This is a genomic window from Sinomonas flava (assembly GCF_039531875.1).
Classification (GTDB): domain Bacteria; phylum Actinomycetota; class Actinomycetes; order Actinomycetales; family Micrococcaceae; genus Sinomonas; species Sinomonas flava.
The window spans coordinates 46,726-59,423 of the sequence record NZ_BAAAQW010000012.1 but is presented as its reverse complement, the minus strand read 5'-3'; the positions used below and the strand labels follow the sequence as shown (position 1 = coordinate 59,423).

The window sequence follows — 12,698 nt, the reverse complement described above, 5'->3', positions numbered from 1 at the left end:
GCGCCGCCTCCACTCGGGTGCGGCGTCTGCCGCTGTACCCCCGGGCGGCGGTGCGAAACGCAACCAGGGGGTCGGTCTCCTCAAGGGGGTGCCCAGGCCAGGCGTACGCTGGGCCGCATGAGCCACGCCGGAACGCCTCAGGAGGCGCACGACGGCGGCGACGCGCCCGCCGTCGGCGGGTCACCGCCGGGGGCCGGCAGGGGCAGCGGTTCGTGGGCGTCGACGCCCGCGATCCGGAAGACGATGCTCGGTAACCGCTCCAGGGACACCGCGCCCGAGCTGCGCGTGCGGCGCGCCGTGCACGCCATGGGCCTGCGGTACCGGGTGGCGGTCAGGCCGGTTCCAACCCTGCGCCGCACAGCGGATCTCGTGTTCAGCCGTGCCCGCGTGGCCGTGTTCATCGACGGCTGCTACTGGCACGGCTGTCCCGAGCACTACATCGAGCCCGCCCGCAACGTTGACTACTGGCGGCCGAAGATCGCGCGCAACCGGGAGCGGGACGCGGAGACGACTGCCGCGCTCACCTCGGCGGGCTGGCGGGTCCTGCGCTTCTGGAGCCATGAGGACCCGCACGACGTCGCCGGGCGGATTGCGGCGACGGTCCGGACGGCCCGGAGCGAACCGGGCTCTTGATTGATTCGGCGGCAAGGGGGTAATCAGCCAGAAGCTGACCCACCCCAGGAGGTGCCCGCCATGGACTCAACCCAGCTCGCATGGCTCATAGTCGGGATCGCGGTCCTGATCGTGATCATCATCATCGTGGCCGTCGTCGCACGACGACGCTCCGCACAGCACAAGCAGCAGATGCACGAGCGCGCCGAGAAGATCCGTGCCGAGGCGGCCCAGCATGAACTCGACGTCCGCGAACGCGAGGCCAACGCCAAGGAGGCGCAGGCCCGCGCCGAGCGTGCTGAGGTCGAGGCGGCCCGGCTGCGCCAGCAGGCCGACGAGACCCAGGGCGCCACGCGCGAAGAACGCGAGCGCATCGCCGAACGGCGCCAGCACGCCGACAAGCTCGACCCGAACGTGCCCGACCGTCCGGACCGGTCAGGCCGCGGCGACGGTTCGCGCCACGACGACGTTCCGACAGCGGAGCACCAGCCGGTGCACGACCGCGGCTCCGAGGTCCGCGACGATGGGCGCCACGTCCAGGACGACGTCCGAACCGTGCAGGACGGCCACCCCGTGCAGGACGATCATCCAGTGCATGACGACGCTCGCCGGGAGGACGCGAACAGGGTTCCGGACCGTGAGCGTCGGGACGCCCCCGGTGCGACCCGCGAGACGGACAGTGACACCACTGCCGAGAGGCCGGACAGGAGGACACCGTGACCCACAGCGTGAACCCGATCCAGATCCAGAAGTTCCTCGAAGGCGTCGACTACCCCGCCGACCGGTCAGCGCTTCTCGACGCCGCGCGCAGCCACAACGCGGACGACAACGTCATCCGGGCCATCGAAGGGATCCCCGAGGGGTCCTACGAGAAGCCGACCGAGGTCAGCCAGGCGATCGTCGCGGCCGGCCGCAGGCACGACTGACCACGCGCGCCTGACGACGCGCGACCGAGCACTTCGGACACGGCGGGGCCGCGATCCCCAAGGATCGCGGCCCCGCCGCCGTTGTGCACCCATCGCTCAGAACGGTTTGCCACCTGTCACGGGGACGACCGCCCCGGAGATGTAGCTGCCCTCATTGGAGGCCAGGAGGACGTACGCCGGCGCGAGTTCCGCGGGCTGCGCCGCGCGTCCCAGCGGAGTGTCCTGCCCGAACTCCGGCACATGCTCAGGCCAGCCGGTGGACGGGATGAGGGGGGTCCAGACGGGCCCCGGAGCCACCGCGTTGATGCGGATGCCCTGCTGGCCGAGCTGGGGTGCCAATGCCTTCACTAGCGCTACCTGAGCCGCCTTGGTCATGGCGTAGTCGAACAGCCCCGCCGAGGGCTGCACCGACTGGATCGAGCTGGTGATGATGATCGACGCTCCCGACTCGAGGTGGGGGCAGCGCCGACCGAAGGATCCAGAACTGGCTGTACAGGTTCGTCCGCAGCACCCGGTCGAATTCCTCGGTGCTCACGGTGTCCACGCCGTCGCGCGCCTGCTGGTAGGCGGCGTTGAGGACGATCACGTCCAGGCGTCCGAGCTTCTCGCGCACCTGCTGCGGGAGCGATGCCGAGAAGTCCTCGTCGCGGAGGTCCCCCTCGATCGCCACGGCTGTGCGGCCAGCCGCCTCGATCTCGCGGACGGCTGCGTCGGCGTCGTCCTTCTCCGTGGGCTGGAACGTGAAGGCGACGTCGGCGCCCTCTCGGGCGAAGGCGATACCCACAGCCCGGCCGATTCCGGAGTCGCCGCCCGTGATGAGTGCGGCCTTGCCGCGCAGGCGGCCGTGGCCCTCGTAGGTCTGCTCGCCGTGGTCGGGCTGCGGCGTGGTCTCTGCGGTGGTTCCGGGGGCCTCCTGGTCCTGCGGGGGAGCGTCCACCTGGGGATGCTCGGACCGGGGATCGGGGCTCGGTGATGAACTGGGAAGCTGCTCCGTCATTGCTGCTCCTGAGTCGGTGTGCGCTGAACGGCCTCGGCTTGACCTGGGCCCCACGCTACGCGCCACCCGTGCCCCGCGGAAGGCGCACGCGGCTGGCAGCGGCCCGGAGACACCGGGTCCGGCAGCGGGCGCGGGGTTGGGCGGAGCGCAAGAGGGTAGTGAGGCCGTCATGGGGCGTGCGAACAGGAGGCGCCGCGGCGCCGTGTTGACCCGTCGTCGGGCGGGGAAGGGCTTCGTGTATCTCGACGACGAGGGGTCGCGCATCGACGACCCGCAGATCCTCGAGCGCATCAAGGCCCTGGCGATTCCGCCTGCGTGGCGTCGGGTGACCATCTCCGCCGCGCCGGGAGCGCGGCTCCAGGCGACCGGAATCGACGCAGCGGGCCGCCGCCAGTACCTCTACCACCCTTCGTGGCGCGAGCGCCAGGACGCGCGGAAGTTCGCCCGGGCGCTGCAGCTGGCGCGCAGGCTTCCCTCCGTGCGCCGGACGGTGACGCGTGACCTCCGCGGCGAACGGGGGCCGCGGCAGCAGGCGCTTGCCGCCGCCGTGCGACTCGTCGACAAGGCCGGCCTGCGCGTGGGAAGCCGCCGATACGCGCGCGAGAACGGCACTTTTGGCGCGACGACGCTCACCCGCGCGCATGTCAGCGTGGAGGGTGAGCGGGTCACCCTTGATTTCCCCGGCAAGTCTGGCGCCCGGTGGGCGGTCGACCTCGTCGACCCGGACCTTGCCCGCTACCTCGCACCGCACACGGCAGGGCGCTCGCGCCGCGCGGCACTCGGCTACGACGACGGCCATGGCTTCCAGCCGATCGGCCCTTCCGGCGTCAACGGCTACCTCCGGCAGATCTCGGGGCTCGGCGTGAGTGCCAAGGACCTGCGCACCTGGCGTGGGACTGCCGTGGCGGGCGCGTCCCTCGCCTGGAGCCACGACGCCGGCCTGGACGCGGAGACCGCGTGGCGTAAGGCGGTATCCGAGGCCGCGGAGTGGCTCAACAACACCCCCACGGTCGCCCGTGGCTCCTACCTCGACCCCCGGCTGCTCGTCGCGTATGAAGAGGGGCGCACAGCGCGTGGCCCCTCGGACGCCGCCGTGGCGGACCTCCTCGAAGAGGCCTCCGGGGGAGCCCCTGCCGTCGGCGATACGTGAGAGACGGCGTGGCGCCAGGACGGCGGGCCAGCCCCAGCCTCCGGCCCGCCGTCAGTCATCTGCCCGAAGCCGTCAGGGGCTCTCCGGGAATTCGTCGGTCGTGGTCCCCTCGGTGTCCCCGTCGCGCGGGGTGAGGTAGCGCTCGCCTTCCTCTGTGCGCTCGACGGCGTACTCCGCCTCGACGGCGTCCATCGCGGCCTGGTCCACCTCGGTGGGCGGCTTCACGGGGCCCGGGTTCGGCGTTCGCTCGGCGTCGCCCCAGACGGCCCCGAGGCCCTTGGACGAGGGCGTCACGTCCGTGGCCTCCGGGGCAGCCTCCTCGTCGTGCGGATTGCGGGGGACCGGCCTTCCCGGCTCCTCGCGCAGAGCGTCGCGGTCGAGATGTGGATCGCGGGCGTTCGTCATAGCGTGCGTCCTCTCCTCTGGGCCGTCGCAGAGCGCGGCATAAGCATTGACCTAGGTCCTTCCCCCGAAAGCCCAGGGCGAAACGAACAGTCGCCGGTTCGGTGCTAGCAACAGGAAACGCCCTCAAAATGGCGGCTGAGAGGCGCTGAAGCTTCTCCTTTGGGGGTTGTAGCGGCAAGAAGAGAGTGGGACGGTGGAAACGGAGTCAAGCAACCGGCCCCGAAATCATCAAGAGGACGGTGCTGACCGTGGAGCTTGGTACATCATGATCGTCAATGCGCGGCCGCTGCAGCGGAGAGCGCTGATGTTCTCGACTCTCCCACCCTTCACCAACGGCATCCATGCGGCCATCGGCTGCGCACTCCTTCTTCGAGCCTTGTTCTCGGGGCAGTCCCCTCTCGGCTCCACCCCTGCGAGGTGGAGCCGAGGAACACTTCAGCTCTGAGAGCCAGCGCTCCAACCCCAGCGAGGAGGAAACACTCGCCGTGAAGACCACTCACCAGGGGACTCGGACAACGTCTCCTTCATTCAGTCGACCTGACCGTGCAGCAGCCAAGGGGGTCGTGGCCCTGAGGACCCGTCCTGGCCCGCTCGTCCGGGCAGTGGCACCGGCCGCACTCGCCAGCCAGGCACTCACCGCCGGCCGCCTCGCCGTCGAATACCTCGGCGTCGCCGACGCCCTCGCCCGCCGATTCCGCTGCCCCGGGCACGACGCCGACGACCTCCGCCAGGTGGCCCGGCTCGGACTCATGAAGGCCGCCCAGAGGTACCGCGCCGCGCTCGGTCACGGATTCGTTCCGTACGCGGTGCCGACCATCACGGGCGAGCTCAAGCGCTATCTGCGTGACCAGTCCTGGGTGGTCCGCCCGCCCCGGGCCATCCAGGAGCTTCGGCTCAGGCTCAACTCCGTGCGACCAGGACTCGCCCAACGTCTCGGCCACGACCCCACGACGGCGGAGCTGAGCGACGAATCAGGGGTTCCGGTCGCGGAGGTCGCCGAAGCGCAGATTGCCGAGGCCGCGATGGTCGGCCAGCCGATCGAACACGGCGACTCGTCCGAGGACCCGGAGGAAAGGCGGGTCACCTACATCTTCGGGTCGGAGGACCCGGGGTACGAACGAGTCGAGCAGATGCAGGCCCTGGCGGGGGCCCTCGAAGGCGCGACGGAGGCGGACAAGCGTCTCCTCTACCTCCGCTTCGTCAAGGAGATGACCCAGGACGCGATTGCCGAGGAGCTCGGTGTGAGCCAGATGCAGGTTTCCCGGCTTCTGCGGAAGCTGCTCGACCGGCTGCGCAGGCGCATGGCCGCCTAGCGGGTCACACCTCCAGCCCTCGGCCGTGCTCGGCCGGGAAGACGCTCGACGCCGTTGCCCTGCTCAAGCCGCGCGACGGCGTCGAGCACGTGTCCCGGCATGACGGCCAGGATCGCCGGGTCCGGCTCGGCTGCAAACGGGTCGCCGCGCCGGACGGCCGCATCCGTGAGGACGATGTGCGGCCCGTCGGCGGGAGGCCCCCACTGCTCGGGGGCGGCAGGGCCGAACAGCACGACCGACGGAGTGCGGTAGGCGCTCGCGAGGTGTGCCGCAGAGGTGTCCGCCGTGATGACGACGCGCGCGGCGCGCACCGCGGCCGCGAACTCGTCGAGCGCCCACTCCCCCGCCACGCAGGCGCTCTCCGCGAGGCCCGCCGCCGTCGTCACGTCTTGGGCGCGCGGACGGTCGGCCGCCCCGCCAGTGACGACGACGTCGTGCCCGTCCGAGGCGAGCTGGCACGCCACGGCGGCGAACCTCTCAACGGGCCACTGCCGGCTCCCGTAGGCGGCCCCCACATGGACGATCGTGGCGCCGACCGCAGGGGTGCTCGCCTCAGGCTCGGCCAGGTGATAGTCCTCGGCGTCCGCCGCGATGCCGTGCCAGCGCAGGAGGCGGACCCACCGCTCGCGTTCGTGGAGCGTGTCATCCCAGACGGGGCCCGGCCACCCCTTCGCCTCGTGGCCCAGCCTGTGCGCAGGCTGGAGCTCCTCGAGGCGGGTCCGGCTCTCGATCCCCTTGCCATGCAGGTTCACGGCGACATCCACGGGTCCCAGCGGCGGGAGCGGATCGTCGAGCCCGGGGGTGGGAAGAAGCCTGTTGATGCCCCCGATGAGCGGGACGATGGGCTCGAGCCAGGAAGCCGCCGCGAGGACGAGCTCATGCTGGGGGAAGGCTCGCCGCAGACCGCGCAGCGCCGGGACGGCCACGAGCAGGTCCCCGAGCTTGAGCGCCCGCAGGACGAGGAGTACGGGCTTGGCGTCTGAAGCGGACATGGCACCTCCGGGTCGTTCTCCAGGAGCGCCCGCGGCCTGAGCGTCGATAAGGGGCTTCCCCCTTAAGAGGTTTATTGTAACTTCTCGCGGGAACTGCTCCTTCATGGAGAACCGCCGCCGGAGTACCGCAGGGCACGCCAGGGCCAGAGGGCCGCGTCGTCCGTGGACCCCGCGTGCCGTCCTGTTCGACCGGGACGGCACCCTCGTCCACGACGTCCCGTACAACCGGGATCCGCGCCTCGTACGCCCCATGCCCGATGCGGCGCGCGTGCTGGACGAGCTGCGCGAGGCGGGGATTCCCACAGGTGTCGTGTCCAACCAGTCCGGCGTGGGGCTCGGCATCATCAGTCCCGACGAGCTCGAGGCCGTGAATGCGCGCGTCGAGGAGATCCTCGGCCCCTTCGACACCTGGCAGGTCTGCCCGCACGGACCGGACGGGCGCTGCCGCTGCCGCAAGCCCCAGCCGGGCCTGATCCTCGCAGCCTGCTCCGCCCTCGGCGTTGCTCCCTCGGACGCCCTCGTCATCGGCGACATCGGCAAGGACATGGAGGCCGCGCGGCGCGCAGGCGCCCGGGGCGTCCTCGTGCCCACACGCGTGACGCGCCGGCAGGAAGTCCTGGAAGCGCCGGCGGTGGCCGGCGACCTCACCTCCGCGCTCATCCTGGCGTTCGGCAGCCGGGAGCTGGCGTCTTCCGAACCACTCGCCACCGGCACCGGAGGTGCTCAGTGAAGCGAGTCCTCGTCGCTCGCCTCGACAGCTTGGGAGACGTCGTCCTCGCGGGCCCCGCAGTGCGGGCCGTCGCGTCGAGCGCGCTTCCGGTGCTCCTGACGGGTCCACGCGGGAGCGCTGCCGCGAAGCTGCTTCCCGGGGTCGACCGCGTCGTGGAATGGGACTGCCCCTGGATTGCCAACCCCGCGCCCCCGGCCACCCCACGCCACCTGCGCCGCCTCGAGCGGCTTGTTGCCCGCCTCCACGTGGAGGAAGCCGTCATCCTCACGTCCTTCCACCAGTCCCCGCTGCCCCTCGCACTCGAGCTGCGCCTCTGCGGCGTGCACCGCATCACCGGCCTGTCCGAGGACTACCCGGGCAGCCTCCTCGACGTACGCGTGACGAGCCGGGATGTCCCTTGGAGCGTCCACGAGGCGGACCGGGCACTCGCCATCGCCGCGGCCGCAGGCTTCACCCTACCGGCTGACGACGCCGGCCTGCCGGCACTCGTGCCGACCCAGCCCTCAGGCCTGAGGCCGGACGGGGACTACGTGGTGGTCCATCCCGGCGCGGACGCACCCTCGCGTGCGTGGCCAGCGGCCAACGCCGAGCAGCTCGTCGAGCTGCTCGCCGCGCGGGGCCTGCAGCCGGTGGTCACGGGCGGCCCCGGTGAACGGGCTCTCACGGCCCGCGTTGCGGGGGACCACGGGATCGACCTCGGCGGGCGCACTCCGCTGCCTGTCCTCGTGGACGTGCTCGCGGGAGCCCGCGCCGTCGTCGTGGGCAACACCGGGCCTGCGCATCTCGCGGCCGCGGCGGGCATCCCCGTCGTGAGCCTCTTCTCACCCGTCGTGCCTGCCGGGGTGTGGGCGCCCCGCGGCGCCCCCGTCGTCGTGCTCGGAGACCAGGACGCCCCCTGCGCGGCGACCCGCGCGCGTACCTGCCCGATCGAGGGGCACCCATGCCTCGCCCGAGTGAGCCCGGCCGAGGCGCTCGCCGCCGTCGAGAGCCTCCTCGCCGAGCACAGCGGGGTGGTGGCCTAATGCGCATCCTGCTCTGGCACGTCCACGGAGGCTGGACCGACGCCTTCGTCCGCGGAGCCCACGAGTACATCCTCCCGGTCGACGGCAAGCGCAGCGAGTGGGGGCTCGGCCGCGGCGGACGTGACTGGCCCGCGGCGACGGAGGCAACCTCGGACGAGCTCGTGCGCGACGCGGGGACGATCGACGCCGTCGTTCTCCAGCGGCCCGCGGAGGCGGACCGGCTGCGCAGCCTCGCCGGGCTGACGGCCGGGGTCGACGTGCCCGCCGTGTACGTCGAGCACAACACCCCCCGCGGCCGGGTCCCCGACACCCGGCACCACCTGTCCGGACAGCGCGAGATCCCGGTGGTGCACGTCACGCACTTCAACGCCCTGATGTGGGACTGCGGCGCCGCGCCCACGCGCGTGATCGAGCACGGCGTGGCCGACCCGGGCCTGCTGTACACCGGGGAGCTGCCCCGGCTCGGCGTCGTCGTGAACGAGCCGGTGCGCCGCGGCCGCACTGCGGGCACCGACCTCCTCCCGCGCTTCGCCGGCGCGGCACCGCTGGATGTCTACGGCATGGGCGGGGACCGCCTCAGGGGCGCTACCCATCTCGGCCCCGACCGGCTGCGCTGGGCCGGCGACGTCCCGCCGCCCCGGCTGCACACCGAGCTCGCCCGCCGGCGGGCGTACGTCCATCCGTTTCGGTGGACCTCGCTCGGACTTGCACTCATCGAGGCCATGCAGGCCGGGATGCCCATCCTCGCCGTCGGCTCGACCGAGGTGTGGCGCGCCGTGCCGCCCGAGGCCGGCCGTGTCAGCTCGAACCCCTCGGAGCTCGTCGCCGCGGCGCGGCACTTGATCCGTGAGGAGTCGGCCGCGCGGGAAGCGGGGCTCGCGGCCCGGGAGGCCGCGCTCGCCCGCTATGGGCTTGCGAGGTTCCTGGCCGACTGGGACGCGGTCCTGGATGAGGCGGCCGGGGGACTCTTCTCGCACCAGCGGGGCCGATCGGGCCCCCCGAGACACACCGCCTTCCCGAGCCACCGGGACCAGATGTGGAAGGAGCAGTAATGAAGATCTCGATGGTGTCGGAGCACGCGAGTCCTCTCGCCGCTATCGGCGGGGAGGATGCAGGCGGCCAGAACATCCACGTAGCAGAGCTCTCCGCAGCCTTGGTGCGCCGCGGCCACGGAGTCACGGTGTTCACCCGGCGCGACAGCCATCGCCTCCACTGGGAGCAGATGCTCCCCACCGGAGTGACCCTCGTCAACGTCGACGCCGGGCCGCCCCGCGCCATCCCGAAGGACAAGCTCCTGCCGCACATCCCGGAGTTCGCCGGGCAGCTCGCGGAGTACTGGCGGGGCGACACGCCGGACGTCGTCCACGGGCACTTCTGGATGTCGGGAATCGCATGCATCGAAGGTGTCGGGAAGATCGAGAGCCTCGGCATCGCCCCCCCGGTCGTCGCCGAGACGTTCCACGCGCTCGGAGTCGTCAAGCGGCGCCACCAGGGCGCGGACGACACGAGCCCTCCCGAGCGGCAGACGCTCGAACCGTGGGTTGCCCGCTCCGTCGACCGGGTGATCGCCACCTGCCCCGACGAGGCCTTCGAGCTGCGCACCCTCGGCGTCAACCGCCGCCGCATCTCAGTCGCCCCCTGCGGGGTGGACACCCTCCGCTTCACCCCGGATGGACCGGCGCGGGCGCGCGGGGGGCGCCTGCGGCTCGCGGTGATCGGGCGGCTCGTGCCCCGCAAGGGGATCGACATCGTGATCGAGGCCCTCGCCCAGCTGGCCAAGGCCGGCACACGCGGGGTCGAGCTGCTCATCGTCGGCGGAGCCAGCGCCAAGGACCGCGTCGCGGCGGACCCCGAGGCCCGGCGGCTCCGCGACCTGGCCGACTCCCTCGGCGTCGGGAATCAGGTCATCTTCACCGGTCAGGTCCCGCGCGACGAGATGCCCGCGCTCATGCGCAGCCTCGATGTCGTCGTGTGCACGCCCTGGTACGAGCCGTTCGGCATCGTGCCCCTGGAGGCGATGGCGAGCGGCGTGCCTGTCATCGCCGCGGCGGTCGGCGGACTCGCGGAGACGGTGGTCGACGGCGTGACCGGGTTCCACGTGCCGCCGCGCTCACCCGAGGCGCTCGCCGAGGCGATCAGGGTGCTCGCGGAGGATCCGGCGCGGCGCGCCTCGCTGGGGGCGGCCGGCGTCGAACGTGCCCGCAGCCGCTACACGTGGGACCGGGTCGCCGAGGACACGGAGCGGATCTACCGCGTCATGCGGGAACACTGGGAACGGCCCGAGGCGGATGTCGCGATGTCGCGCAGCAGACTGCGCCGCGTGCAGGAGGGGGCCTGAGGATGAACGGCGTCCCTTTTCCCCGACCGGCCGCACTCGGCGGCGTGAACGGCACCTCCCGCTCCGGCGGCCTACGCGCCATCGGCGGGCGGCGCCGCGCCATCCGTCCCGTGGACGGTGCCACGTTCCTCGAAGACCGCATCTCGGACCACCTCGGCGGCTCTGCGCGCACCCTTGAGGGCCTCCAGAGCCATGCCCCGCTGCTGGCGCGGTGGGCGCAGCACCTCGCGGTTCGCCTGGCCGACGGGGGCAGGCTCCTCGTGGCCGGGAACGGCGGTTCGGCGGCGGAGGCCCAGCACCTCACCGCGGAGCTCGTGGGCCGGTACGACGGCGAGCGGCGCCCCTTCTCGGCCATCGCCCTGCACGGCGACACCTCCGCCGTGACGGCCATCGGCAACGACTACGGCTACGAGCAGGTCTTCGCCCGTCAGGTCCGTGCCCACGCGCGGCCGGGCGACATCCTGCTGATGCTCTCGACCTCGGGCGCGAGCCAGAACCTCCTGTGCGCGGCCGAGGCCGCGCGGGACTGCGGGGCCGTGTCGTGGGCCCTCACCGGCCCCGCGCCCAATCCCCTCGAATCCGCCGTCGACGAGGCGCTCACGCTCGAGGGCCCCGGGTGCCACGTCCAGGAGTCCCAGCTCGTGGCGATCCACGCCCTGTGCACCTGCTTCGACGCACTCATCAGGGCCACGGAGACGCCCGCAGGACGTGATGCGCCCCTCGGAATCGACCAGCCATCAGTGAAGGGAGGACGGCCATGAGAATCGTCGTTGTGGGAGACACCCTGCTCGACATCGACCTTGCGGGACATGCCGGACGCCTCTGCCCGGACGGCCCAGCCCCCGTCGTCGACGTCCAGAGCCGCCGCGAACGGGCCGGCGGCGCCGGGCTCGTGGCGACGCTGCTCGCCCAGGACGGGCACGACGTCGACCTCGTCACCGCCCTGTCCGACGACGCCGCCGCCGACCGCGTGCGTTCCCTGCTGCAGCGGGTGCGCATCCATGAGGGCGTGCTGGGCGGGCCGACCCCTACCAAGATGCGGGTCGCGGCCGACGGGCAGCGCATCGCCCGGATCGACGAGGGCTGCGGCCAGAAGCCGTTCCCCCTGGTCGACGAGTCGATGCTCGTCCCGCTCCAGACCGCGGATGCCATCGTGGTCGCCGACTATGGGCGCAGGCTCCTCGAGGCCCCGCCACTGCGGGCCGCGCTCGAGACGGCATCACGTCGCGTGCCGGTCGTGTGGGACCCGCATTCGCACGGTGCCCGGCCGATCGGTGGCGCCGCGGCTGTCACGCCGAACCTGTCCGAGCTCCTCGACCTGTCCGGACGGGACGTGAGCGGGCTGGGCGCGATCGCGACGGCGGCTGGCCGGCTGCGGGAGCGATGGCATGCGCAGTCCGTGGTCGTGACCCTCGCGGAGCGCGGGGCGCTCCTGTCCGACAACGGCAGCGCCATCCATATCGGTGTGCCCAGCGCCGGTCTGCGCATCGATGACTCGTGCGGCGCGGGCGACCGCTTCGCCTCCGCCCTCGCAGCGGCCCTGGCCGGCGGAAGCAGCCTCGAGGAGGCGGTTGAGACGGCGGTGGCCACCTCCGTGGCATTCCTCGCCGCCGGCGGCGTCGCCGCGCTGCACTCCACCCCCACGCCCTCCAACGGGCAGCACCCTGCCGAGACTGCGGGGGACGACGAATCGCCGGCGTTCGCCCTCGCGCGCCGCGTCCGGGCGGAGGGCGGGCGCGTCGTCGCGGCGGGAGGCTGTTTCGACCTGCTCCACGCGGGGCACCTGCGCCTCCTCGAAGCCGCCCGCAGCCTCGGCGACTGCCTCATCGTCTGCCTGAACTCGGACTCGTCCGTGCGCCGGCTCAAGGGAGAGAGCAGGCCCGTGATGGACGAGCGCGACCGCGCCGACCTGCTCCTCGGGCTCAGCTGCGTCGACGCCGTGGAGATCTTCTCCGAGGACACACCGGAGCGCCTCCTGGCCGGGCTGCGTCCCGACGTCTGGGTCAAGGGCAGCGACTACGAAGCCGAGCAGCTGCCCGAATCGGCGCTCCTGCGCCGGTGGGGCGGCGAAGTGGTCACCGTCCCCCTCCAGCCCGGGCGCTCGACGACGTCGCTCGCCTCCGCGATCGCGGCCCTCGGCTGAGGTGTGCCACGGCTGAGCCCCGCTCTTCGACCCATCCGACCGAAACCCGACGACATGACATCAGGAGGAA

The 12,698-nt window shown here is 72.3% G+C and carries 13 protein-coding genes and 1 pseudogene; 11 read left to right on the top strand and 3 right to left on the bottom strand.

Features of this window, described 5'->3' with window-relative positions; genetic code table 11:
• Positions 1-117: 117 nt before the first annotated feature.
• From ABD298_RS16645 to ABD298_RS16635, 3 genes are read left to right on the top strand one after another with little or no spacing between them, the layout of a single operon-like run.
• The gene (locus ABD298_RS16645; RefSeq protein WP_344300914.1) at positions 118-633 is read left to right on the top strand and encodes a very short patch repair endonuclease; all 516 of its coding nucleotides are present in this window, start codon (positions 118-120) and stop codon (positions 631-633) included.
• 60 nt (positions 634-693) lie between these two features.
• Positions 694-1,332 (top strand): hypothetical protein, encoded by a 639-nt coding sequence (locus tag ABD298_RS16640; protein ID WP_344300913.1) that lies wholly within the window; start codon positions 694-696, stop codon positions 1,330-1,332.
• Positions 1,329-1,538 (top strand): DUF2795 domain-containing protein, encoded by a 210-nt coding sequence (locus ABD298_RS16635; protein ID WP_344300912.1) that lies wholly within the window; start codon positions 1,329-1,331, stop codon positions 1,536-1,538. The genes ABD298_RS16640 and ABD298_RS16635 overlap by 4 nt, the downstream gene beginning before the upstream one ends.
• Positions 1,539-1,634: 96 nt before the next feature.
• Here ABD298_RS16635 and ABD298_RS16630 read toward each other — a convergent pair.
• Positions 1,635-2,535: pseudogene (locus ABD298_RS16630) on the bottom strand (SDR family oxidoreductase).
• Between the two features lie 235 nt (positions 2,536-2,770).
• Between ABD298_RS16630 and ABD298_RS16625 the strand changes: the two are divergent.
• Positions 2,771-3,685: a DNA topoisomerase IB gene (locus ABD298_RS16625; protein WP_344300910.1), complete on the top strand. Its 915-nt coding sequence runs from the start codon at positions 2,771-2,773 to the stop codon at positions 3,683-3,685.
• Between the two features lie 72 nt (positions 3,686-3,757).
• Here ABD298_RS16625 and ABD298_RS16620 read toward each other — a convergent pair whose 3' ends face one another.
• Positions 3,758-4,090 (bottom strand): hypothetical protein, encoded by a 333-nt coding sequence (locus ABD298_RS16620; protein ID WP_344300909.1) that lies wholly within the window; start codon positions 4,088-4,090, stop codon positions 3,758-3,760.
• 563 nt (positions 4,091-4,653) lie between these two features.
• Here ABD298_RS16620 and ABD298_RS16615 point away from each other — a divergent pair.
• Positions 4,654-5,403 (top strand): sigma-70 family RNA polymerase sigma factor, encoded by a 750-nt coding sequence (locus tag ABD298_RS16615; protein ID WP_344300908.1) that lies wholly within the window; start codon positions 4,654-4,656, stop codon positions 5,401-5,403.
• Here the strand turns inward: ABD298_RS16615 and ABD298_RS16610 are convergent.
• Positions 5,400-6,395, bottom strand: coding sequence for a glycosyltransferase family 9 protein (locus ABD298_RS16610; protein ID WP_344300906.1), 996 nt, complete (start codon positions 6,393-6,395; stop codon positions 5,400-5,402). The genes ABD298_RS16615 and ABD298_RS16610 overlap by 4 nt on opposite strands.
• A 103-nt stretch (positions 6,396-6,498) precedes the next feature.
• Between ABD298_RS16610 and ABD298_RS16605 the strand changes: the two genes are divergently transcribed.
• Genes ABD298_RS16605 through rfaE2 form a run of 6 tightly spaced genes read left to right on the top strand, consistent with a single transcriptional unit; the run spans position 6,499 to position 12,628 of the window.
• Positions 6,499-7,125 (top strand): D-glycero-alpha-D-manno-heptose-1,7-bisphosphate 7-phosphatase, encoded by a 627-nt coding sequence (locus tag ABD298_RS16605; protein WP_344300905.1) that lies wholly within the window; start codon positions 6,499-6,501, stop codon positions 7,123-7,125.
• Entirely contained in the window at positions 7,122-8,147 is a 1,026-nt protein-coding gene (locus tag ABD298_RS16600) for a glycosyltransferase family 9 protein (protein WP_344300904.1), read from the top strand. The genes ABD298_RS16605 and ABD298_RS16600 overlap by 4 nt, the downstream gene beginning before the upstream one ends.
• Positions 8,147-9,199, top strand: coding sequence for a glycosyltransferase (locus ABD298_RS16595; protein WP_344300902.1), 1,053 nt, complete (start codon positions 8,147-8,149; stop codon positions 9,197-9,199). The genes ABD298_RS16600 and ABD298_RS16595 overlap by 1 nt, the downstream gene beginning before the upstream one ends.
• Positions 9,199-10,485: a glycosyltransferase gene (locus ABD298_RS16590; RefSeq protein ID WP_344300901.1), complete on the top strand. Its 1,287-nt coding sequence runs from the start codon at positions 9,199-9,201 to the stop codon at positions 10,483-10,485. Before ABD298_RS16595 ends, ABD298_RS16590 begins: the two co-directional genes overlap by 1 nt.
• A gap of 2 nt (positions 10,486-10,487) precedes the next feature.
• Complete coding sequence (locus ABD298_RS16585) at positions 10,488-11,246, top strand: D-sedoheptulose-7-phosphate isomerase (RefSeq protein ID WP_344300900.1); 759 nt, start codon at positions 10,488-10,490, stop codon at positions 11,244-11,246.
• A complete protein-coding gene (rfaE2, locus tag ABD298_RS16580; RefSeq protein WP_344300898.1) occupies positions 11,243-12,628 on the top strand; it encodes a D-glycero-beta-D-manno-heptose 1-phosphate adenylyltransferase in 1,386 nt (461 codons plus the stop codon). The genes ABD298_RS16585 and rfaE2 overlap by 4 nt, the downstream gene beginning before the upstream one ends.
• Positions 12,629-12,698: the final 70 nt, after the last annotated feature.

Bases quoted from the DNA above. Each gene is read 5' to 3' on its own strand.
- ABD298_RS16645 (WP_344300914.1), top strand. From the start codon at position 118: ATGAGCCACGCCGGAACGCCTCAGGAGGCGCACGACGGCGGCGACGCG.
- ABD298_RS16640 (WP_344300913.1), top strand. From the start codon at position 694: ATGGACTCAACCCAGCTCGCATGGCTCATAGTCGGGATCGCGGTCCTG.
- ABD298_RS16620 (WP_344300909.1), bottom strand. From the start codon at position 4,090: ATGACGAACGCCCGCGATCCACATCTCGACCGCGACGCTCTGCGCGAG.
- ABD298_RS16610 (WP_344300906.1), bottom strand. From the start codon at position 6,395: ATGTCCGCTTCAGACGCCAAGCCCGTACTCCTCGTCCTGCGGGCGCTC.
- ABD298_RS16605 (WP_344300905.1), top strand. From the start codon at position 6,499: ATGGAGAACCGCCGCCGGAGTACCGCAGGGCACGCCAGGGCCAGAGGG.
- ABD298_RS16595 (WP_344300902.1), top strand. From the start codon at position 8,147: ATGCGCATCCTGCTCTGGCACGTCCACGGAGGCTGGACCGACGCCTTC.
- ABD298_RS16590 (WP_344300901.1), top strand. From the start codon at position 9,199: ATGAAGATCTCGATGGTGTCGGAGCACGCGAGTCCTCTCGCCGCTATC.
- ABD298_RS16585 (WP_344300900.1), top strand. From the start codon at position 10,488: ATGAACGGCGTCCCTTTTCCCCGACCGGCCGCACTCGGCGGCGTGAAC.
- rfaE2 (WP_344300898.1), top strand. From the start codon at position 11,243: ATGAGAATCGTCGTTGTGGGAGACACCCTGCTCGACATCGACCTTGCG.